The sequence below is a fragment of the Methylobacterium sp. 1030 genome, from assembly GCF_040544715.1.
Taxonomy (GTDB): Bacteria; Pseudomonadota; Alphaproteobacteria; order Rhizobiales; family Beijerinckiaceae; genus Methylobacterium.
In genome coordinates this window covers 1-20,984 of the sequence record NZ_JBEPKM010000028.1, presented here as the reverse complement: position 1 = coordinate 20,984, position 20,984 = coordinate 1, and the positions used below count along the sequence as shown (strand labels likewise).

The window sequence follows — 20,984 nt, the reverse complement described above, 5'->3', positions numbered from 1 at the left end:
GTTCTTGAAGAAGCTCACCGGGAACCAATTGCTCGGCGAAGCCGGGGTCCATCGCTTCGCGACCCGCATCCTCGATGCCGGGCTTTCCTTCCATCCGACGACCGGCACCCTCGATGCGGGCGTCGACGGCTTCATCGAGTTGCGCGACCCGGAGACGGGAGAGGTGAGGGCCCAGTACGTCGCCGCCCAGCTCAAGACGGTAAGCAGGCTCGCCGAGGACAACGGCGAGACCTTCTCGTTCAAGGCCAACGAGCGCGACCTCGACTACTGGTTCAACGCCAACACGCCGGTCATCCTCGTGGTGGTCAATCCGGCGACCGAACTCATCTGCTGGAAGTCCGTCCAGGCCTATTTCCAGGACCCCGACCGTAAGCGCTCCAGGAAGGTCGTCTTCGTCCGCCAGGAGGACGAGCTCACCCCCGACGCCGTGGGCAAGCTCGCCGCACTCGTCGCGGGCTTCGCACGCCCGGGCGTCGTCACGCCGTCGATGCGTTCCGAGGAGGAACTCGAAACCAACCTGCTGCGGGCCAGCTTCCCGTATCGCCTCAACGTCGCGTCCATCGAGGACGGCCCCGGTGAGGTCCGGGACGCGCTCAAGCGTAAGCTGGAGCGGCCGCCCATCGACTGGATCGTGGACGGCGACCGGCTGGTGACCTTCCGCGACCTGGAGGACCCGCTGTTCGAGCACGCCTGCGACCAAGGCAGCGTCGACCAGATCGAGACGCTGGACTGGGCCGAGGCCGACGGAGAGGCGAGCAAGCGTCTGTTCGTGCGCCTGCTCGGCCTTTGCCTCGGTGAACGGATACGCGAGCGCCTCGTGTTCGACCGGGACCGCAGGTACTACTTCTTCAAGGGCAACCCCCAGCGGAGGGGCGAGCGCGTCTACACGTTCAAGGACGCGCGCGGCGACGGCAAGCGGACCGTCGTCTCCCGGCACGGGCTCAACCGGGAGAAGACCGGCGCCTCGTACCTGCGGCACGCGGCGTTCGTCCCGCGTTTCCTCGACCTGGACGGCGAGTGGTACCTCGCGGTCGATCCCACCTATCACTTCACGCGGGACGGTTTCTCCGAGAGCGCCTTCGCCTCCGACTACCTGAAGAAGATCAAGGAGATCGAGCGGAACTCCAACGTGCGCGGGCACATGCGCATGTGGCGCGCCCTGCTCACCGAGCGGGGCGACATGCTCCACGCAGAATACCCCTACCTCAGCTTCGAGGCGCTCGACCCGCTGCGCCATCCCTACGGCGTGCCGGACGACCTCTGGTCGGAGCGCGAGGACCCGGACATGAGCAAGGCTCGAAAGGCAGGCCAGCGTGAGCTCGACCTTTAGGCTGCAGCACGTCCACGAGCCGCTGCTGGAGTTCGGAGGGGACGGTCGGCACCCGGACGTGCGCTTCGGCCTCGTGGACCATGGTCCGGTCGACTTCTCGACGAACGAAACCCGGACGGTCCGCGTCGGCCTGATCGGCTCGTCCGAGACCGTCGACGGCTTCCGGGAATGGTTCGCCCGCTGCGAGAGCGAGATCCCGGCCAAGCCGAGCCGGCAGCCCAACCTGTTCCCGTCCTTCCCTGGCAGCGGCGTCACCGGACCGTTCCGGTGCTGGTTCGAGATCGACCGGCATCACCAACGTATCCTCCGGGCCGCCAGCCTGGCCAAGGTCACCGGCGAGGAGCGGGACGACGTCGCCATCCGCCTCGCGGTCGAACTGTTCGTGGAGGAGATCCGCGACCTCTCCGAGTCGGACCGGCCGCCCCAGGTCGTCGTCTGCGCGTTGCCGGTGGAGCTGATCGAGCGGGTGAAGAACCTTCGCGGCCCCGAGGACGGCGAGGTCGGCCCCAGGGGCGAGGAAGGCGAGGGCGAGGCCGGGAACGACACCGAGGACACCCGTCTCTACGAGGATTTCCGGGGCGCCCTGAAGGCCGCGACGCTCGCCTACAGGATTCCGATCCAGATCGTCTGGCCATCCACGTACGACGAGCGGGCCGTGATCAAGCGGAAGCTGGCGAAGCTTTCCGCGCGGAGGGTGCAGGATGAGGCCACCAGGGCCTGGAACCTGTTCTGCGCGCTCTACTACAAGGCCGGGGGCACGCCTTGGCGGATGGTGCGCGAGCGCGACGAGTTCTCGGCGACCTTCCTCGGGATCAGCTTCTTCGAGGACCTCGGACGAACCTCGTTGCGGACGAGTTCGGCCCAACTGTTCGACGAGCGTGGCGAGGGCCTGATCCTCAAGGGAGGCCGGGCCCTACGGGACAAGAACGACAGGCATCCCTACCTCTCCGAGGAGGATGCTTACGCGCTGACGAAGAACTCCCTCGGCACCTACAAGCGCGAATGGGGCACGTTCCCGGCCCGCCTCGTCGTGCACAAGAGCTCTCCCTTCCACCCGGAGGAGGCCGCCGGCTTCGAGGCTGCCATCGATGACCTCGGGATCGACCAGGCGGACCTGATCTGGCTCCCGCGCCGGTCGCCCGTCCGGCTCATGCGCGACGGTGACTATCCACCCCTGCGTGGTACGGCGATGCGGCTCGATAGGGACACCTCGTTGCTCTACACCCGCGGCAGCGTCGACTTCTTCGCGACATACCCCGGGCTCTACGTCCCGAACCCGTTGATGCTGAAGGCCCACCGGCGCGACAGGACAGAGTGGGACATGCTCCTGAAGGAGACCTTGGCGCTGACCAAGATGAACTGGAACAACACCCAGTTCGACGGGGGGCTGCCCATCACGATGCGTGCCGCCCGGCAAGTCGGGGAGATCCTCAAGCACGTCGGCGAGGGCCAGGTCCCCGATCCCCGGTATCGGTTCTACATGTGATCGGACACGGGGGCCGAACATCGGTCCCGCCGCGCGCAAATGCCTGGGCCTTGTCCCCGGGATCCCCAGGGTCGACGCGTTTTTGCACCGTCGCCCAGGCTCGAAGGTTGACCTGCGTTAACCGAGCTGGAAGGGTTTGCCTGCGCCACGGCGCCGATGCCTTCCGCCCCGGGCTTTCCAGGGCCGAAACAGGGAAATCCCCGACGATGATCCGCCCCGCCCGCCCGAAACGAAAGGCCGATGACCGGCTCGGGCCGGCGCGCGGAATGCGTGCCGCTCCAGGCCGACCCGTCGCCGATAACCGTCCGAGAACCACCGGGGCCTGACCGGCGCGCGAACGCGCCCGGCCGCCTCGACCGAGGCAGCCGATATGTCACCCGACTTCCATGACCCCGACAGGATCGTCGGCCAGATCTTCGAGCAGTTGGCGACCTGCCGCGCCGAGATGGGACGTGCGTCGCTCTGCCGGGTCGCGTCCGCGCTTCGCGTCGCCCTTGGCGCCGCGGTCCTGAGCGAGGCCGAGCGCCACGCGGAACACCTCGCCGAGCGCACCGGCGGCCCAAGGCCGGGCGACGCCCGCGTGATGTCCTGGACCCAGCGGACCGGGGCCGAGCCCTTCGACGAGAGCATCGAGCCGTGACAAGCCTGAGGAGCGAGACGATGCCCCTGCGCCTCATAGCCAGGCCGCCCGGCCGCGCCGCCGCCGGGCCCGACGCAACCACCCCTTCCCGATCATGCCGCGAGGCCCGACCGGCGCGCCCCTGAGCGCGCGGCCGCCTCGCGCCGGAGGCAGCCCATGTCCAAGAAGCCCTTTCGCAAGCCCCAGCCGCCCAAGCGCCTCGCCCCTGCCGCTGCGGCACCGTCCGAACCCGACATGTTGGACGAGTTCCTTCCGGCGCAGGACACCGAGCAGATGCTCGGTGTCGCCCGGACCGCCCGCGTCAGCACCCTGCTGGCGATGGCGATGCTCCAGGATGCTGTGCGGCCCGCGGACCTCAAGCGCATGGCCAAGCCCGATGGCCTTGCCGTCGTCGTCTCCGTGCCCGGCCCCGACTGGGTCGAGCCGGTCACCCACGCCGTGCGGAAGCTTGGCGCTTGGTGCGAGGTGATCAAGAGAAATGGGTCCAGCCGGCAGGAGAAGCCAGAGAACGGTTGTGGCGACGTCGCCGAAGCCCTCGGAGCCGGCAACGGCGTCGTCGGGGTAAGCCATGCCCCGGAGCGTTACCTTCCCGCCAATCTCGTCGCCCTGGCGGACATCAGGATCGACCTGAAGACGCCGAGCCCCCGGGCGCTCCGCTCGACCATCCGGCTCGCGACCGGCTCCCGGCCCGGGCCGATCCCGGCCGGCATCGCGTCCGGGCTGTCGTTCGCCACCCTGGCGGGCTGCATCCGCCGCGGAACGTCCGGCCGGGCCTGCGTCCGCCGCATCGAGGCGGCGTCGCGCGCCTTGATCGTCGTCGACCCCGGCGTCGCCGACGTGCCGCCCATCGAGCAATGCCACGGCTATGACGAGGGCGGCGCGAAGGCCTGGGCACTCGGGCTGGTCGCGGCGATGCAGGAGTATAGATCCGGACTTCGTCCTTGGAGTAGCATCGAGGACAGGAACATTGTGCTTTCCGGCGACCCCGGCGTGGGCAAGTCCACTTTCGCGAGAAGCGTAGCGAAGTCGCTGAGATTGCCTCTTTTCTCGACGAGCGTCTCGTCCTGGTTCGCCTCCACGGGTGGATACCTCAACGAGATCATTCGCCAAGTAGACACGGTCATCGGCCAGGCATCCGCCGCTGGACATGCCGTCTTACTACTTGAGGAAATTGACTCAATTCCTAACAGATCGACAGTAGATCAAAGAAATCGCGAATATTGGGTCGCTTTGACCTCGCATATCCTCACGGCCCTGGACTCTGCGATGTCGGGGGCGACCTCGTCGCTGATCATCATCGGCGCGACCAATTTTCCGGAACGGCTCGACGAGGCGTTGGTGCGTCCGGGCCGCCTCAACCGGATCGTCCGGATCGAGCGACCCGACACGGTCGCCACCGCGGGCATCTTGCGCCAGCACTTGATGGGTGACCTGCGGGACGTCGACCTCGGGCCGGTCGCCGCAATCGGCGCCGGCGCCACGGGGGCGGAAATCGCCGGGTGGGCGAAGCGGGCCCGCGGCGCGGCCCGGGCCGCGGGCCGGCCGATGACCCGCGCCGACCTCGTGGCGCAGGTCGCCCCTCCGGACACGCGCGACGCCGACGAGATCCTCGGGGTGGCACGACATGAGGCAAGCCACTGCGTGATCGGGCTGGTGACCGGCAGTTCCGAGGTCGAGACCGTCTCGACGGTGCCCAACGGTCCCTACGCCGGTCTTACGCGCAGCCGGGTTCGCCGCAGGTCCAACGTCAGCAGGCGGGATCTCGACGACTTCGTGGTGACGCTTCTGGCAGGCCGGGCGGCCGATGCCCTCTGGGGCAGCGTCCACAGTGGATCGGCGGGCCAGCCCGGCTCGGACCTCGCGGCCGCGACGCGGCTCGTCGCCGCCGCGCATGCATCCTACGGTCTCGGCGGAAGCCTCGCGTGGCTCGGGGACGAGGACGAGGCGATGCGGCTCGCCCGGACGGACGAGGTCTTCAGGCGTCGCATCGAAGCCGACCTGTCCGCGCTGCAGGCGCGGGCCGACCGGCTCGTCCGGGAAAACGCCGCGACCATCGACGCGGTCGCCGCCCGCCTCGTGCGCTCGCGCGTGCTGTCCGGCGACGAAGTCCGTCACATCGTCGCCGACTGCATTCCCGCCTCGGGCGGCGCCCTGCCCAAGGAGGCGCGCGATGCGTGACGTGGATGCGCGCCTGGGGGCAACCGTCGTTGCCCTCGTTCAAGCCGCCCGGTCGCTCGGGCCGGAGCGCCTCGACGACCTCCTTGAGAACGTCGCCGGCGAGATCGCGGTGGCGCTCCTTGAGGAGGAAGCTCGGAGAACGGCCTGGGCCGGGCGCCCCGGCAACGTGGTTCCGTTCGCCCGAGGCCGCGTGCCGGGGGCGTGCCCGTCCCCGACCGACGCCCGGGATGGATCCTGAAATGGGACGGAACGACCCCCGGAAGCGCTTTCTGTGGATAAGTCCACATCGTTTCCGGGGGTGAATCCCGGGCCATTGACAGCCGCGGATGCCCAAAAAGGCGGCAAGGCCGTCAAGCGGCCCCGGAGCCTGGACCGAGCCGGCGCAAGGATAGCCCAGGGTCGCGAAGGACCCTGGATGTCGACGGGCCTTCCGCCGGAAAATCCCTTACCGCCAGCTGGCTTCCGGCGACTCCCGTTCCGGGCGCTCATTGAATTGCCTATTCAATCCTTGAGGTCGAAATCATAAGGACTGAGGCAAGTATCCTTGATGTAGTTTGCCCCTCAAAAACCCGTCCAACCCTTGAAAAATTCTAGGTTAAGCGACTCTCGGGACTCGCGTTTCGCCGCCGGACCGGCCGAATACGAGGCGTTGTACTTCGGGTCGACTTGCGGCATCAGAATGCAACGCCGAGCGGCAGACGCCACCTCGACGGAAACAAGCAGGCCCCGGTCGGGCTCGCCGCCCGGGCACACGGCCCGGGCAAAAGGAAGCCCCTCGGCGGATGTCGCCGCCGAGAGGCTTCCGGGCCGGGGCCCCAAGGGGCGGGCGGGACTTCAAAAGAAGCCCCGCCCGCAGAGTTCAGACCCGGGTGCGTTAAGCCCGGGCGACGTCAGCAAACACTTCAACCCCGGGTCTATTACGCCCGGGCCACCACCCGCAGAGAAGTCGATCCGGCATGACGTCCGGGTCGAAACCAGCAGAGAGAAGGACTCGGTAAGATGAGCAGGCACGTAAGGCAACGCGCTTCCAGCGCCGGGGGCATCGGATCCCCGGGATCCACAGGAGGGGGCGACCGAAATGCGTCGAGCCCGGCGCGGCTGGCCCTCATCCGACGGCTGATGCAGGGCGTCGTAGATGCCGGCGCGTCGGCGGCGGTGACGGTCGACGGTCTCAACCCGACGGACGAGTTCGCCTTGGTTCTGGTGGAGATCACGCGGCCCGACGCCGGAACGACGCTGTTCCCCACGGACGAGGCCGACATGATTGACCGTGCCGTCCATGCCGCGCGTATCCGGTCCGCGGGGACCAAACCGAACGACTGAGCCGAGGCTGGCCGACGCCGCCTCGTAGGCCGGGTCACCACTCCCGACCGGCCTGAGACCCAACCTCCAACCAGGAACGTCGAAGAGGCGCGGCTACCCCCGGTAGCCCGGCCGGACACCCATGCCTCGTGTCGGCCGATCCGCCCCCTCCGAGACCTTTCCGCAGCTTCGAAAGAGGACGTGATGTTGCGTATCCACGACCATGAGGACCAACCGGCCGAGGCCGGGGAGACCGCGCTGCTGTTGCAGGGCGCACTGACCTTGCAGGAGGTCGCCGAGCGGCTCGGCATCTGCCCGCGCCTCGTCCAGGGACACGTCGACGACGGCAGCCTCGTCGTCATCAACGTCGGACGGGGAGACGTACGTCGCAGCCTGCGCGTCCTGCCCGACGACCTGGAAGGCTTCGTGAAGCGCCAACGGATCGCGGTGAAGAAGGTGGCGCCTTTCCCCAACGCGCTGGCCGGGCGGACGAAGACCCCCTCGGCCAACCCCGGCTACGCCGAGCGGCGCGCAGCCCGGCTGGCCCGCCGGAAGCCCTGAGCCATGCCCCGGGAATTCCGCCCGCTCCCCCGGGGGCCACCAGCCCCCGACCTCACCCCTTCAATTTCCAAAATCATTCGCGTCAGCAAACCCGAAACCCATCAATCCAGCGAAAGAGGGACGAAGACATGTCAGAGAGCCATGGCGTCTGGAAGCCGCAAAACTCCAAGTTCTACTACTGCTCCTTCACCGTCGCGGGTAACCGCTTCAACGGCTCGACGAAGCTGGCCTCCAAGAAGGAAGCCATCTCGTTCGCCCGCCGGTGGAAGGAGAGCGAGGTCGAGAAGATCAAGAAGGCGGCCTCCAACCCCGCGGGGGAGATGACCCTCATCGATGCCGTCACCCGCTACATGCGCGAGGTCGGCGACGGCTACGTGAACTCAGGGGACTACGAGAGCAACTTCGATTGGTTGGTGGACAACATCGGGCCGAATACCCTGCTGTACGAGATCGACGACGACATGCTCGCACAACTCGTCGCCCTGCGCGGCGGGGAGCGCAAGTACGGTCGCGAGGAAGAAGAGTTCGTCTCGAAGACGACCGTCAACTGCTGCGTCGTCAAGCGCCTCCGTGCGCTGCTCTCGCGAGCCAAGACATGGAAGGTGCGGTTGCCCGACGAGCCGAAGTGGACGTCGCACCTGGCGCCGGAGCGGCGGCGGGTCAGGACGATGACGGTGGCCGAGGAGTTGGCCTTCGAGAAGTGGGCCGCCGACTTCTGGCCCTTCATCCTGTTCATCCTGCTGACCGGCTTGCGCCGCAGGGATGCGCTGATCCGCTGGAGCCAGGTCGACTACGAGGCCAACGTCATCCGGGTCAGGATGAAGGGCGGAAAGGACCACGAGGTGGTGATCACCGACGACATCCGGGCCCTCCTCGACGCCGCGGCCGAGGACGGACACCCTGAATTCGTCTGGCAATGCGCCGTTCTGCGCGGGGAGTTCACAGGACGCCGGGTTCCGATCAGCTACGGATCGTCGTTGCATCAGTTCAAGCGCATCCTCCGCTTGGCCCGGATCGAGAACCTGACCTTGCACGACCTGCGCCGCACGGCGGGCGAGCGGATGTACCGGGCGACCGGCGACATCGCGGCGGTCTCGAAGTTCCTCGGCCACTCCAGCATCGAGCTGACGCGACGGTACTACGTCCACGTGATCCCGGATGACGTCGAGCTCCGGATGATCGCAACCGCGTATGCCCGGCAGGTCATGCGGGAACGGGCCCTGGCCCGACAGACCGTCCACTGATACGCCCATCCGCCGACACGACCGCGAGCCGCCCCCGACCCGGGGGCGGCTTCTTCCGTTCCCCACTCCGGATGCGGGCACCGCTGCCGAAGCCGGGCTCAGTGCGCCATGAGCACCGGGATGCGGGCATGCTCCATGGCGTGGCGGGTGACGCCGCCGAGCAGGAACTCGCGCACGCGGCTATGGGTGTAGGCCCCCAGCGCCAACATCGAGGCGTCCCGCCGCCCCGCCTCGGCCAGGATGGCGGCGCCGACCGAGGGCCCGTCCCCGACGTCGAGGGTGACGGCTTCCGCCACGATGCCGTGCCAGCGCAGGTATCCGCACAGGTCCGCCGCCCGCGCCTCCTCGAAGCGCTCGGTCCGCGCGTGGACCACGGTGACCCGGGCGGCCTCGTGCAGCAGCGTGATGGACTGCCCGATCAGGCGCGTCGCTTCCAGGCTACCGTTCCAGGCGATCATGACGTGGTCCAGCAGGTCGTACGGGACGGTCTCGCCGACCATCAGCGTCGGGCGCCCCACCGAGAACAGCGCCGTGTCGAGCGCCCGCCCGGTGAACGGATGCGCCGGGTCGGGCCGGTCGACGATGACGAGGTCGCTGACGCGGCCCGCCAGGGTCAGGAGCGGCTCGACCTCGCCCGAAAGTTCGGTCCATGTTGCGAAGGTGGCGTCCAGCCGCCCGCCCGACATCTCGAATGCCACCCCCTCGCGGGCGCACCACGCGCGCAAGGCCGCCTGAGCCTCGGCCGCGGACTCCCGCACGCCCCGCTCGATGGCCTCGATGGTCGCGCAATCCATCGGCACGAGGCCCGCCATCCCGGCGAGCACGTGCTCCGGGCCCGGCGCCATGAAGCTGACGCCGATATGCGCGTGCAGCGGCCGACCGAGCCTCAGGGCCGCATCGAGCCGTTTGGTCGGGTCGATGCCCGGAGCGGTGGGGACAAGGAGGCAGCGCAGGAACATCGGGGTCTCCTCGCTCAGCGTTCGAGGCTTTTGAGGTAGGCGATCAGGGCCTCGGCCTCGTCCGGGTCGAACCGGAACTCCGGCATGCTGGGGTGGCCCGTGCGGATGCCCTCCGCGAGCGCCTCGCCGAGGTCCTCGACGGGGTAGCGCGTGTGCAACTCGCGGAAGGGCGGCGCTACCCGCAGGGGGCTCGCGCCGGCCCGCCCGACGGCGTGGCAGCGGGCGCAGTTGGTCCTGGCGAGCGTCTCGCCCTGCTTGACCTGCCGGTCCCAGGCCAAGGCGGCATGAGTCGGATGAAGGATGGCGAGCAGCGCCAGGGTGCCCGCCGGAAGGGTGGTTGCCAAGCGCATCAGTGGCTCATCAGGCAGCAGACGGGCGTCGTCGTCAGGACGTCGCGGGTGGCCCCCCCGAAGACCCACTCGCGTAGGCGGCTATGCCCGTAGGCGCCCATCACGATCAGGTCGGCGTCCTCGCGCCGGGCGAACCGAAGGATCTCGTCCGCGGCGCCGATCTCCGGCTTGTGCAGCAGGTGCGTCGTGACGGTGACGCCATGGCCGGAGAGGTAGGCGGTGACGTCCTCGGCGCCCTCGTCGTCGGCCCCGGGGCCCACGACCGCCACGTGGACCTCGTCCGCCCGGGTCAGGAACGGTAACGCGTCGTGGACGGCCCGGCGCGCCTCGCGCGTGTCCTTCCAGGCAACGACGACCCGCTTCGCCGCGAGGCTTTCCACGCCCGGCGGCGCGATCAGGACCGGACGCCCGACCTCCATCAGGAGTGCCCCGGCCGGCACGCCCATCGGACCCGGGTCGCCGTCCGCGGGACCGTGCCGTCCGACGATGACGATGTCCGCGGCGCGTGCCTGCGCGGCGAGGTAGGCCAGGGGGCTGGTCGGGGCCGAGCGCCAGTCAGTCCTGTGCGCCGCCCCGGCCTCGCGCTCGAACAGGGCCTTGGCCGCCGCGATCTGCTCGTCCGCCAGGCGCTCCTCGATGGCCCAGACGCGCTCGACCTCGATCATGTCGCCGACCGGCATGGGAGCCAGGACCGGGCGCGCCGCGACGCCGATCAGCGTGGCCTCGCAACGCTCGGCGAGGCTCGCCGCCAGTTGGACGCGGTCCGCCGCCGCGGCCCCGAGGTCGACCGAGACCATGATGTTGGAGATCTTCATGACCGTCTCCCGCCGCCGGAAATCCGGCTCCATTCGGGTAGCGTGGCCCTGGTCCGAGGCGCCGGCCTTGATCCATCTCAAGCAGCGCGACCGGCAGCAGGCCAACCTCAGCAGGCGAGCGTCAGGCGGTCGTCGACGGCCCGGACCCCCGGGGCCGACCACGCGGCCCGCTCGGCGAGTTCGCGCTCGCGCCAGACATCGACGCACCCGTCGAGGGTGACCTTGTCGCCGTCGACGTGCACGCGGATCGTGTCCGGGTCCCGGGCGCTGCGCCGCAGGGCCGCGAGGATCCTGTCCTTCACCTCGGCGGCGCGTGCCGGCGGCTTCACCGCGATGAGGTTGACGATGTCGGTGACGCCGGCCAGCCGCCGCAGCGCCTTATCGACGGCCGCCTTCTGATGGTAGTACGGCACGCATCCCTGCAGCGTGACGCAGCCCTTCTCGACCTTGAGCGTGACCGAGTCCCGGGGGACGCGCGCGTCCCACTCGATGACCCGGGCGCAGCGTTCGGCCAAGGCCTCGTCGCCGACGGCCGGGTCGTCAGGGTAACGGACCGTGATCCGCTCTACCACGCCGCGTACGCCTCGGATCCGGAGCGTGACGCGTTCGGCGATGCCCTTCTCGGCGTAGTTCCGGACATGCCCGGTCAGCGTCACGATGCCGTTCTCGACCGTGACGCCGATCTGCGCCGCGTCGATCATCGGGGCGTACTCCAACTCGTCGAGCACGTGCCGGTGCACGGTGATGTCGTCCATCGCCGGTCTCCTCGCTCCGTCGGGGTTCAGAGGGCGAGCCAAAGCAGCGCCGGCGTCACCGCCGACGCCGCAATGGCCAGGGCCAGGGCCTGCAGGCTTCCGATGCTCCGGTAGCGGTAGCCATCGGTGACGACCCGTCGGCCCGCGTCGTTCAGCGGCGCCAGTCCGACCGGTACCCGCACGCGGCGTACCGTCCGGATTTGGGTGGTTCGAAGCACCAGGGTCATCGTTCGCTCCCGTCTTGCCTGACGGGGGACATCCTGCCGGCCCTCGCCGGGCGCGCTTTGATCCACCTCAACGCCGCCGGTCCGGTCCGCCGGCACGGTCTACGCCGGGATGAACACCCCCGGGAGGCCGGCATGGACGCGACGCACGGAACGAGGGAGCGCCAAGAAGGCGGACATCGAGGCGACCGGCGTGCGCCGACGTTCGTGCCGGGACCGCTCGGACCTGACAGCCTCCGGAGGATCGACGCCTACTGGCGGGCCGCGAACTACCTGTCGGTCGGCCAGATCTACCTCATGGCCAACCCGCTCCTGCGCGAGCCGCTGCAACCCGAGCACGTCAAGCCGCGGCTCCTCGGCCACTGGGGCACGACGCCAGGCCTCAACTTCATCTACGCGCACCTGAACCGGGTCATCAGCCAGCGCGATCTCGACATGATCGCGGTCTGGGGACCGGGTCACGGCGCGCCGGGGCTCGTGGCGAACGCGTACCTGGAGGGCACCTACAGCGAGATCTACCCCGACGTCGCCCGGGACCTCGACGGCTTGGCGCGCCTGTTCCGGCAGTTCTCGTTTCCCGGGGGCATCCCGAGCCACGCCTCGCCGGAGCTGCCGGGCTCCATCCACGAGGGCGGCGAGCTCGGCTATTCCTTGGCTCACGCGTTCGGGGCAGCCCTCGACAATCCCGGCCTCACCGTCGCCTGCGTGGTCGGCGACGGCGAGGCCGAGACCGGGCCGCTCGCCGCCTCCTGGCACTCGAACAAGTTCCTGGACCCGATGACGGACGGTACCGTGCTGCCGATCCTGCACCTCAACGGCTACAAGATCGCCAACCCGACGCTCCTCGCGCGCATGCCCGGGGCCGAGTTGCGCAGCCTCCTCGTCGGCTACGGCTACGAGCCGACCTTCGTCGAGGGCGACGAGCCGGCCCCGATGCACCAAGCCATGGCCACCGCCCTCGATGCGTCCTTCGACGCCATCGCGGAGATCCGCAGGCGCGCCGTCCGCGGCGAGCCAGGGCGTCCGCGGTGGCCCATGATCGTGCTGCGCAGCCCCAAGGGCTGGACGGGGCCGGACCGGGTGGACGGCAAGCCCGTCGAGGGCACCTGGCGCTCGCACCAAGTGCCCGTGGCGGCCGTGCGGGATGACGCGGAGCACCGCGCGATCCTAGAGGCTTGGCTGCGCTCCTACAGGCCGGAGGAGTTGTTCGCCGAGGACGGCTCGCTCGTACCCGACCTCGCGACACTTCCGCCCAAAGGAGCGCGGCGCATATCGGCCAACCCGCACGCCAACGCGCACGGGAGCGCCCCGCTACGCCTACCGGACCTAGGCCGCGTCGCCGTTGCCGTGCCGGAACCCGGCCGCACCAGGGGCGAGGCCACCCGCGCGCTCGGGACCTACCTTCGGGAGGTGATGACGCTGAACGCGCGGAGCCGGAACTTCCGCCTGATGGGGCCGGACGAGACCGCCTCGAACCGCCTCGACGCGGTCTTCGAGGTGACCGGCCGGGCCTGGCAGGAGGAGATCGTTCCCGGCGACGACCACCTCCGGCGCGACGGCCGAGTCATGGAGGTGCTGAGCGAACACCTCTGCGAGGGCTGGCTGGAGGGTTACGTGCTGACCGGGCGGCACGGCCTGTTCGCCACCTACGAGGCCTTCGCCCACGTCGTCGATTCCATGGTGAACCAGCACGCCAAGTGGCTGAAGTCCTCGCGCGACCTGCCCTGGCGCCGGCCGGTCCCGTCCCTGAACATCCTACTCTCGTCCCACGTCTGGCGGCAGGACCACAACGGCTTCAGCCACCAGGACCCGGGCTTCATCGACTTCGTGGCGAACAAGCGCGGGGACACGGCGCGGATCTACCTGCCGCCGGACGCGAACACGCTTCTCTGCGCCATGGACCACTGCCTGCGGACCCACGACCGCATCAACGTCGTCGTGGCCGGTAAGCAGCCCGCCCTGCAGTGGCTGAGCCTGGACGAGGCCGTCCGGCACTGCGCCGCCGGCGTCGGGACCTGGGAATGGGCCTCGAACGAGGGCGAGGCGGAGCCCGACGTGGTGATGGCCTGCGCTGGCGACGTCCCGACCCAGGAGACGCTCGCCGCGGTGGACTGGCTGCGCCGGCACGTCCCGGAGATGCGGGTCCGGGTCGTCAACGTGGTCGACCTGATGACGCTGCCGGCGCCCGGGACGCACCCGCACGGGCTAGACGACCCGACCTTCGACAGCCTGTTCACGCGCGACCGGCCGGTGGTGTTCGCCTACCACGGCTATCCGTGGCTGATCCACAGGCTGACCTACAAGCGTACGAACCACGGAAACTTCCACGTCCACGGCTTCATCGAGGAGGGCACGACGACGACGCCCTTCGACATGTGCGTGCTGAACCGGCTCGACCGGTTCCACCTCGCCCAGGCCGCGATCCGGTCCGTGGCACGACTGGGCGCCCGCGCCGCGCATGCCGAGGAGGCGCTCCGGGACGCGTTGGCCGCCCATCGCAAGCACGTCCGCCGGACAGGCGATGACCTGCCGGAGGTGCGGGACTGGACCTGGTCGGGACGGCACGCGCCCGAGGACCACGACCGCCGGATCGAGGGTGACATCATGCAGTGCGGCCCGACCGACGCGGACGAGCCCGGCCGGTCGGGCACCGTGGACGGTTGGACGGTCGTCACCTGAGAGCGCACGATGATCCTCGTTCTCAACGCCGGATCGTCCAGCCTGCGCTGTGCCCTGTTCCGGCCCGGCGTCGTCGCACCGGTCTGGCGCGCCCACGTCGCCGGCACCGGGACGGACCCGAAGCTGTCGGTCGATGGCGAGCCGGTGGTCGGCGAACGGCCACCGCCGGGTGATCACGCGACCGTCGCCCGCTGGCTGTTCGACCGACTGCCCTATGCGCCGACGGCGGCCGGTCACCGCGTCGTCCATGGCGGGCTGCGCCACGCATCGCCGGTCCGCCTCGATGCGGACGTCATGGTCACGTTGAAGGGACTGGTGCCGCTGGCACCGGCGCACCAGCCGCAGGCCCTGGCCTGCATCCGGGCGGTCGGGGAGACGTGGCCGCGCCTGCCGCAGGTCGCCTGTTTCGATACGGCCTTCCACAGGACGCAGGATCGGCTCGCCCAACTCTACCCGCTGCCGCGCGCCCTCATCGGTGAGGGGCTCGTGCGCTTCGGCTTCCACGGGCTGTCCTACGCCCATCTCGCCCGAAGCTATCCGACAGGGCGGGTACTGGCCGCCCATCTCGGGCACGGGGCGAGCCTGTGCGCGATCCAGGACGGGCGCAGCGTCGCCACGACGATGGGCTTCACGACGCTCGACGGGGTGATGATGGGCACCCGCAGCGGGGCGGTCGACCCCGGCCTCGTGCTGCACCTGATCCGGGAGCGTGGCCTGTCGCCCGACGCGGTGGCCGAGCTCCTGAACGAGCGGTCGGGCCTTCTCGGCGTCTCCGGTATCAGCGACGACGTGCGGGTCCTAGAGGCGAGCGACGCGCCGGGAGCGCGTGAGGCCCTGGACCTGTTCGCTTACCGGATCGTGCGGGAAGCGGGCTCCCTCATCGCCGCACTCGGCGGGGTCGACGCCGTCGTCTTCACCGGCGGCATCGGCGAGCATTCCGCGCAGGTCCGCGTCGCGGTCTGTCGCGGGCTTGCATTCACGGGCGTCGCGCTCGACGACGTGGCCAATGCCGGCGGCGAGGCGAGGATCGAGGCGCCCGGCTCGGCGGTCACGATCCGCATCGTGCCCGCGAACGAGGAGCGCGAGATCGCCCTGTCGGTGACCGAAGCGCTCGCCCTGACCTGAGCGCGCCTGTCGCCGGGCAAGCCACTGCGAGACTTGCCGGTCAGGACGTCGGGTGTTCGCCCTTCAGGTAAGCGGGATCGAACTCGGCGACCTCGGCCAGCCCGTCCCAATCCTCGATGGTCATCCACCGGCATCGCCACGAGACCAGCCCGGCCTGGCGAAGCCTCTTCAGGGTGCGGTTCGCGTGGACCGACGTCAGGCCCATGGCGCTGCCGAATTCCGCCTGCGTCAACGGCATGGGAAACCGGGACGCCTCGGCGATGCCGGCGGCCGCCGCCCGCGTGAAGAGTTCGCAAATCAGGTGCGCGAACCCTTCGTACGCTGGGCGGTGGGCTGCGTTCAGGAGCCAGCGGCGGGCGGTGGCCAGCTCGACCGCCGTTTCGAGATGCACCATGCGGCCGATGCCGGAATGCCGCTCTATGAGGTCCCGCAAGGCATCGTGCGGGATGACCGCGACGCGACAGGGCGTGAGCGAGGCGACCACGTGATCCACCCGCCGACGGACGAGGCCCTGCAGGTCCAGGAAATCCCCGGGAAGCTGCAGGGCGAGGATCTGGGGCCGGGCGGTCTCCAGGGGGATGTACCGGCAGGTCCAGCCATCCAGGAGGAGCCGGCATTCGGCCGGTTCGTCGTCCTCGCGCACGATCTCCCGGTCGGCCTCGACCGTGACGACCCGTGACACGGACGCGGCGAGGGCATCGGCCTCGTGGGCCGGAACACCGGACCGATCCAGCTTGCGCCTGAGGGTTAAGGTCCAGTCCACGCCTGACGCATGGATCGGACCGCGAACGGTCTTCCCATTGCCCGGTTGCGGCCCTCGCGGCGGCGTCGATGAATACGTCGGGCCGGGAGGTGGCTCGCGCCGGTCGTAGGCATTCGGTTGGTTCGTCCTCGAACGTATCTCCCCGTCGGCCATGGACATGATGCGCCCCCTAGTTCCACGGAACGGAAGACAGGTTGCTGGCTCGATGCGGCCCCGCTTTGCGGTGAATCAAAAAATTGGTTCGGACCACCGTCCGCCCCGCCTGGCACGAACCCGGTCCGGCGGCATTCCCCGCGGGTCGGCCTGACGGTCGGTGGCGGAAGGGCGACGACACCGGTCCTGGCTCCCACCCGGCGGTCGTTCGCGCTCGCCGTCCTCGACCCCGCATTCGCCGTCCCCGTGACCGACGTCGAGGCCGAAGAGGCAGTCGCCCATATCGACCGGTTGCACCCATCGATACAGGAAGCGGTCGACTTCGCCCGCCCAGGCGAGCGGGAGGTCGAGCCAGAAGGTGCGCCACAGCGTCAGCAGGGCATTCTCCGCGAGCTCGAAATCCGAGCGCGGAGGGTGGGACGGAAGGGTCGTCGATGCCTGCCTCATGGCCTAAGCCCCCGCCTCGACGCGGCTGACGCGGGACACCCGGAAGGTGCGGTAGGTCTCGTCGCCGGCATCGCGGATCGAGACGTACTCGCCCTCGACGAACGCGTGTGTGCCAAGGTGGTAACCGGGCTCGTCGTCCTCGTTCGTCCAGTCGGCATAGTCGATCAGCCAGGTCGCCCCGCCCTCTCCGCCGGCGCGGTGGACGAGCCGGCCATGGCGGTCGCGCTCGCCGACCCAGAAGCGCCGCACCCGGCAGTGGTCCCGGGTCTCGCGCCAGAGCGACGCGTCGAGGCGCCCGTCCGGTCCGAGCGGAGCAACGATCTGGTAGCCCCGCCCTACGCTGCCGTCCGGATGCTCCGGGCAGCGCGCCAGTGTCAGGGTCACGCGAAACATCGCGGCCGGGGCAGCCCCGGTCTCGGGCCGCGGCCCGAGCGGCGGTGCGACGGCATCGGTCCCGTGCATCTCTACGGACATGGTGGTCCTCCTCAACTCAGGGCGACGATGCGGTCCTCGACGGCGCGGACGCCCGGCACCGACCAGGCCGCGCGCTCGGCGGCGTCGCGCTCCGTCCAGGCCGACACCGCCCCCTCCAGCGTGACCTTGTCGCCCGTGACGGTGACCTTGATCCCGTCCGCCTCGAACATGACGCTGCGCCGGAACGCCTCCAGGATCTTGTCCTTGACCGCATCCGGGCGGGCCTCGGGCCTGACCTCGATGTGGTTCGTCACCCCGTGCACACCGGTGAGCTTGCGGACCGCCGCCTCGGCGCCCGCCGACTGGTACTGCCAGTGAACCGCGCCGGTGAGGGTGACCCAGCCACCGGCGACCGTCACCTGGATGGCCCGCTTCGGCAGGTGGACGGACCAGTCGATGATGGCCAGCGCCCGCGCGGCGATCTGGTCGTCGGCGACCTTCTTCGCGTCCGCGTATCGGACCTGGATCTCCTGGGCGATGGCTCGCACGCCCCGGACGCGCCGGACGGCGCGCTCGGCCTCGACCTTCTCGGCGTAGCTGCCGACGTGGCCGGTGAGCGTCACGACGCCGTCCGAGACGGCGACGCCGATGTCGCCCGCGTCGAGGCTTGGGTCGAAATCGAGCTCGTCGAGAACGTCGCGGCGCAGGTCCTTGTCGGTCATGGCGCTTCTCCTCATGGCCTCTCTCCCGTTCATGCCGGATGGCGTGGTGGGCTGCGGCCGGGTGATCCTACCCGGCCTAGACGGAGGAGCCTTGATCCAGCGCAACACCCACGCGGCGCTCGGCCCTAGCCAGTGCGGCGCAGCGCTCCGTCTCCTTCCGCAGGTGCGGAAGCGTCGCCCCGATGCCCGCGGCCGCCAGGTCCGATTGGAGCCGGGTGATCATCGTCTCGTCGTCGGCCACGACGGCACAATCCGTGAAGGCGGTGACGTACGCTTCGGCCGCCGGCCCGCTCAGGGCCATCCGTTCGCAGGCCCAGCTAGCCAGGAGCCGGTTGCGCCTGTTGCGGGTGTGGAAGCGCGCCTCCTCCTCCAGGACGAAACGTTGCTCGTAGGCCCGCTCGCGCTCGTCGAATGTCGTGGCCATGGTCTCCTCCCCGATACCGGCTTGGGCTGTCTTTAATCCTCGACAACGCGTCGGAGCCGGGCGCGTCGGAGGCTGACCTGACGCCCGCCCGCGCGAAGCAGCGCCCCGTCCTCCTCCAGTTGCGAGAAGGTCCGCGACACGGTCTCGATGGTCAGGCCGAGATGATCCGCGATGTCGCGTCGGGTCATCGGCAGCGCGAAGGTGCCCGTGCCGCCGAGACGCTCGTCGACCTCCATCAGGAAGGTCGCGACGCGCTCCACCGCCGAACGCCGACCGAGCAGCAGCATGTGGTCCTGGGCGTAGCGAAGGCCGCTCGCCGCCATGGTCCAGAGCTGGCAGGCCACCTCGGCGCTGCGGGCCGCGGCGCGTTCGATCCCGCGCCGGCGGAAGATCAGCACCTGGGTGTGCGACAGGGCCTCGGCTGTGTGCCGATGCGTCTCGCCCTGCTCCAGGCCGAACAGGTCGCCGGGCAGGTGGAAGCCGGTGATCTGGCGCCGCCCGTCGTTCAGGACCTTGTGGGTGCGCACCGCGCCGCGGACGACCTTGTAGACGAACTCGGCTTCCTCGCCCTCGCCGTAGATCTCTTCCTCGCGGTCATAGGCGAACGGGGTGCCGATGAGCTCGGGGCAGCCGGCGAAAAGGGCGGTACCGGGTTTGCCGCCGACGATGACGTTCGCGGTCGAGGGCGAGGTCGGGGACAGGGTGATCTCGGCGGCCATCGCATCTCTCCTCGTCCGAAATCGGATGGCGGGAGATTGCCGGGGCCGGGCGTCATGAAAAATTCCGGTCGGTCGCTTAAGCAGGTCCGCTTAAGGGCAATTACGTAGGTCCCGCCCACGCACCTTCAGCGGCCCACGGCCGACACGAGGCCCCATGCGTGGACCGGGTCGTGCATCACGAAGAGACCGTCGCGGCCGGCGGCCAGCGAGCACAGGGCCGTGGCAAGCCCATAGGCCACGACGCCCAGAACCAGCGTCACGGAGTCGGCGCGACGCCTGAGGGCGTGAATGGCGACGCAGCCGGCGGTGAACGACGACGCCACGAGGATCGCCAGGGGGTCGAGAGGCATCGCGCCGCTCCGGAACGCGGTTGGTCCGATGGTCCTGGGAGGGGCCGCGGCCAAGCGATGGGCTTCCGCGGCCCCTCCGGCGATGAAAGATGCCTCAGACCGAACGCGCCAGGGGCGAAACGAAAAGCCGCCAGAGCTCGAACGCGGCGAGGACGGCCACTGCGAGCCCGATGCCCACGTGCAGCCACACCGGGTACCGCAGGTCCGCGAAGCCGAGCGCCCACGGGGCGATGGACACCCAGAGGCCGGCGGCGAGGTTGATGTATTCCTCCCAGTCGTAGGACTTGGCGAGGGCGAGCGCCGCGACGACGGTGATGGCGCCGCCGCAGACGAAGGCATTGCGCGCCGCTGCGGTCTCGCTGCCGAGTCCCAGGTACCAGGGCGCCATGAGGAGCGCGACGCCCAGCAGCGCGTTCAGCGCGTTCGGGATCATGTCCTCCATCCGGTTCTCGATGGTCCGCATCGTCGCCTCCTTGGAACGGGGGCACCGGAGCCGGGGACGCCGAATGCCGGGCCCTTGGCGGCAGACGGCCTGCCACCTCCTGACGCCGAGCATCCGGCAAAGTCGCATCGAAGCCTTGATGTGGCTCAAGGAGGGCGAGGGGTGTCCGTCATCCCATCCCGCAGCTTCTCGACCTGCGTGAAGCCGGCGTTCCGGCGCGCCCGTGATCATGCCCACGATTTTCGGCACCTACCCGTGCAGCCCGCCGCGGGACTTCGCGGGCGCGGCGGCTTACGCGGAACGGCCCAGGGCCCACGTAGAGGGGACCGCGTGCGCCTTCCCCGTTCCGGCTGGCTAACAGGTTGACGCAAATGCCGCCGAGCGACCTTGATCTGACGCAAGCCGACCAGCACCGAGGACGCGTGGATCAGGCCGGGAGCATGCCGGTGGCGGAAACCTGACGGCTCGAACCTATGCCCGGGTCCGCTCCAAACCAAAGTCGGTGACAGGCATATCGTCGGGGCGCCCGGGAAGCGGTCATGGCCTTGCTCCCGCTCCCGCCGCGATAGCCCGTGCATCCTGTCAGCGTTTCAAGACGAAGCTTGTGAGGGCCACCGCTCGTGACGGTGTTGCCGTCGGCGAACGCATGGCTGGCGGGAGCGGCCGGGCTTGGCGGAAATCGAAGGGCCTGCCTCCCGCATCGCTAGCCATCTGCCCCCGCTGGGGGCGGCCGGCGCCGTCCGAGTTTGCTGGCTGCACGCAGGATCAAGCCATGACGCGGACCCACTTCCGGTTCCAGTGAAGACTTTGAATCGCCCCGGGTTTTCCGGAGGCCGTTTGGTTTGGCTCAGGCGGCCAAGGCTTGGACCTCGGCCTGGGCATAATAGCGTGCCTCCGCCTCG

The 20,984-nt window shown here is 69.6% G+C and carries 23 protein-coding genes; 10 read left to right on the top strand and 13 right to left on the bottom strand.

Translation table 11 applies throughout. The features are described from left to right. Positions 1 to 4 precede the first annotated feature (4 nt). The 8 genes from ABIC30_RS28530 to ABIC30_RS28495 all read left to right on the top strand — a co-directional run bounded on the left by ABIC30_RS28530 (position 5) and on the right by ABIC30_RS28495 (position 8,741). Positions 5 to 1,330, top strand: a complete 1,326-nt coding sequence (locus tag ABIC30_RS28530) for a DUF4365 domain-containing protein (RefSeq protein ID WP_238301988.1) — start codon at positions 5 to 7, stop codon at positions 1,328 to 1,330. Beyond that, complete coding sequence (locus tag ABIC30_RS28525; RefSeq protein ID WP_354456496.1) at positions 1,314 to 2,816, top strand: argonaute/piwi family protein; 1,503 nt, start codon at positions 1,314 to 1,316, stop codon at positions 2,814 to 2,816. The genes ABIC30_RS28530 and ABIC30_RS28525 overlap by 17 nt, the downstream gene beginning before the upstream one ends. A gap of 370 nt (positions 2,817 to 3,186) precedes the next feature. Then, positions 3,187 to 3,456, top strand: coding sequence for a hypothetical protein (locus ABIC30_RS28520; RefSeq protein WP_354456495.1), 270 nt, complete (start codon positions 3,187 to 3,189; stop codon positions 3,454 to 3,456). A 156-nt stretch (positions 3,457 to 3,612) separates the two neighbouring features. Continuing rightward, positions 3,613 to 5,634 (top strand): AAA family ATPase, encoded by a 2,022-nt coding sequence (locus ABIC30_RS28515; RefSeq protein ID WP_354456494.1) that lies wholly within the window; start codon positions 3,613 to 3,615, stop codon positions 5,632 to 5,634. Beyond that, complete coding sequence (locus ABIC30_RS28510; protein WP_354456493.1) at positions 5,627 to 5,872, top strand: hypothetical protein; 246 nt, start codon at positions 5,627 to 5,629, stop codon at positions 5,870 to 5,872. Before ABIC30_RS28515 ends, ABIC30_RS28510 begins: the two co-directional genes overlap by 8 nt. 881 nt (positions 5,873 to 6,753) lie before the next feature. Beyond that, positions 6,754 to 6,957, top strand: a complete 204-nt coding sequence (locus ABIC30_RS28505) for a hypothetical protein (protein ID WP_238301156.1) — start codon at positions 6,754 to 6,756, stop codon at positions 6,955 to 6,957. A 183-nt stretch (positions 6,958 to 7,140) separates the two neighbouring features. After that, positions 7,141 to 7,497 (top strand): helix-turn-helix domain-containing protein, encoded by a 357-nt coding sequence (locus ABIC30_RS28500; RefSeq protein WP_354456492.1) that lies wholly within the window; start codon positions 7,141 to 7,143, stop codon positions 7,495 to 7,497. Between the two features lie 128 nt (positions 7,498 to 7,625). Then, positions 7,626 to 8,741: a tyrosine-type recombinase/integrase gene (locus ABIC30_RS28495; protein ID WP_354456491.1), complete on the top strand. Its 1,116-nt coding sequence runs from the start codon at positions 7,626 to 7,628 to the stop codon at positions 8,739 to 8,741. Positions 8,742 to 8,839: 98 nt separating this feature from the next. Here ABIC30_RS28495 and ABIC30_RS28490 read toward each other — a convergent pair whose 3' ends face one another. The 5 genes from ABIC30_RS28490 to ABIC30_RS28470 form a co-directional block, all read right to left on the bottom strand. Beyond that, a complete protein-coding gene (locus ABIC30_RS28490) occupies positions 8,840 to 9,700 on the bottom strand; it encodes a universal stress protein (protein ID WP_354456490.1) in 861 nt (286 codons plus the stop codon). Positions 9,701 to 9,714: 14 nt separating this feature from the next. After that, on the bottom strand, positions 9,715 to 10,050 hold the full coding sequence (locus tag ABIC30_RS28485; RefSeq protein WP_238301160.1) for a c-type cytochrome: 336 nt from the start codon (positions 10,048 to 10,050) through the stop codon (positions 9,715 to 9,717). After that, positions 10,050 to 10,865, bottom strand: a complete 816-nt coding sequence (locus tag ABIC30_RS28480; protein ID WP_238301161.1) for a universal stress protein — start codon at positions 10,863 to 10,865, stop codon at positions 10,050 to 10,052. The genes ABIC30_RS28485 and ABIC30_RS28480 overlap by 1 nt, the downstream gene beginning before the upstream one ends. A gap of 107 nt (positions 10,866 to 10,972) precedes the next feature. Next, positions 10,973 to 11,620, bottom strand: a complete 648-nt coding sequence (locus tag ABIC30_RS28475; protein WP_354456489.1) for a BON domain-containing protein — start codon at positions 11,618 to 11,620, stop codon at positions 10,973 to 10,975. A gap of 26 nt (positions 11,621 to 11,646) precedes the next feature. Continuing rightward, positions 11,647 to 11,847, bottom strand: a complete 201-nt coding sequence (locus ABIC30_RS28470) for a hypothetical protein (protein ID WP_238301163.1) — start codon at positions 11,845 to 11,847, stop codon at positions 11,647 to 11,649. 132 nt (positions 11,848 to 11,979) lie between these two features. Here ABIC30_RS28470 and ABIC30_RS28465 point away from each other — a divergent pair, with 132 nt between their 5' ends. Together ABIC30_RS28465 and ABIC30_RS28460 are read left to right on the top strand one after the other, a co-directional pair. After that, entirely contained in the window at positions 11,980 to 14,523 is a 2,544-nt protein-coding gene (locus tag ABIC30_RS28465; RefSeq protein ID WP_354456488.1) for a phosphoketolase family protein, read from the top strand. A gap of 9 nt (positions 14,524 to 14,532) precedes the next feature. Then, entirely contained in the window at positions 14,533 to 15,648 is a 1,116-nt protein-coding gene (locus ABIC30_RS28460; protein ID WP_354456487.1) for an acetate/propionate family kinase, read from the top strand. A 40-nt stretch (positions 15,649 to 15,688) separates the two neighbouring features. On the opposite strand, the gene ABIC30_RS28455 is transcribed toward ABIC30_RS28460, so the two are convergent. The 8 genes from ABIC30_RS28455 to ABIC30_RS28420 all read right to left on the bottom strand — a co-directional run bounded on the left by ABIC30_RS28455 (position 15,689) and on the right by ABIC30_RS28420 (position 20,103). Beyond that, the gene (locus tag ABIC30_RS28455) at positions 15,689 to 16,570 is read right to left on the bottom strand and encodes a Crp/Fnr family transcriptional regulator (RefSeq protein WP_354456486.1); all 882 of its coding nucleotides are present in this window, start codon (positions 16,568 to 16,570) and stop codon (positions 15,689 to 15,691) included. Positions 16,571 to 16,639: 69 nt separating this feature from the next. Next, positions 16,640 to 17,011, bottom strand: a complete 372-nt coding sequence (locus ABIC30_RS28450; RefSeq protein ID WP_354456485.1) for a hypothetical protein — start codon at positions 17,009 to 17,011, stop codon at positions 16,640 to 16,642. A 3-nt stretch (positions 17,012 to 17,014) separates the two neighbouring features. Then, entirely contained in the window at positions 17,015 to 17,485 is a 471-nt protein-coding gene (locus ABIC30_RS28445) for a hypothetical protein (RefSeq protein WP_354456484.1), read from the bottom strand. 11 nt (positions 17,486 to 17,496) lie between these two features. After that, positions 17,497 to 18,147, bottom strand: coding sequence for a BON domain-containing protein (locus ABIC30_RS28440; RefSeq protein ID WP_234082837.1), 651 nt, complete (start codon positions 18,145 to 18,147; stop codon positions 17,497 to 17,499). A gap of 76 nt (positions 18,148 to 18,223) precedes the next feature. Further along, positions 18,224 to 18,571, bottom strand: coding sequence for a DUF1476 domain-containing protein (locus ABIC30_RS28435; RefSeq protein WP_238301170.1), 348 nt, complete (start codon positions 18,569 to 18,571; stop codon positions 18,224 to 18,226). 32 nt (positions 18,572 to 18,603) lie between these two features. Continuing rightward, on the bottom strand, positions 18,604 to 19,290 hold the full coding sequence (locus ABIC30_RS28430; RefSeq protein ID WP_354456483.1) for a helix-turn-helix domain-containing protein: 687 nt from the start codon (positions 19,288 to 19,290) through the stop codon (positions 18,604 to 18,606). 125 nt (positions 19,291 to 19,415) lie between these two features. Next, positions 19,416 to 19,640, bottom strand: coding sequence for a hypothetical protein (locus ABIC30_RS28425; RefSeq protein ID WP_354456482.1), 225 nt, complete (start codon positions 19,638 to 19,640; stop codon positions 19,416 to 19,418). A gap of 94 nt (positions 19,641 to 19,734) precedes the next feature. Beyond that, the gene (locus ABIC30_RS28420; protein ID WP_238301173.1) at positions 19,735 to 20,103 is read right to left on the bottom strand and encodes an SPW repeat protein; all 369 of its coding nucleotides are present in this window, start codon (positions 20,101 to 20,103) and stop codon (positions 19,735 to 19,737) included. Between the last annotated feature and the right edge of the window lie 881 nt (positions 20,104 to 20,984).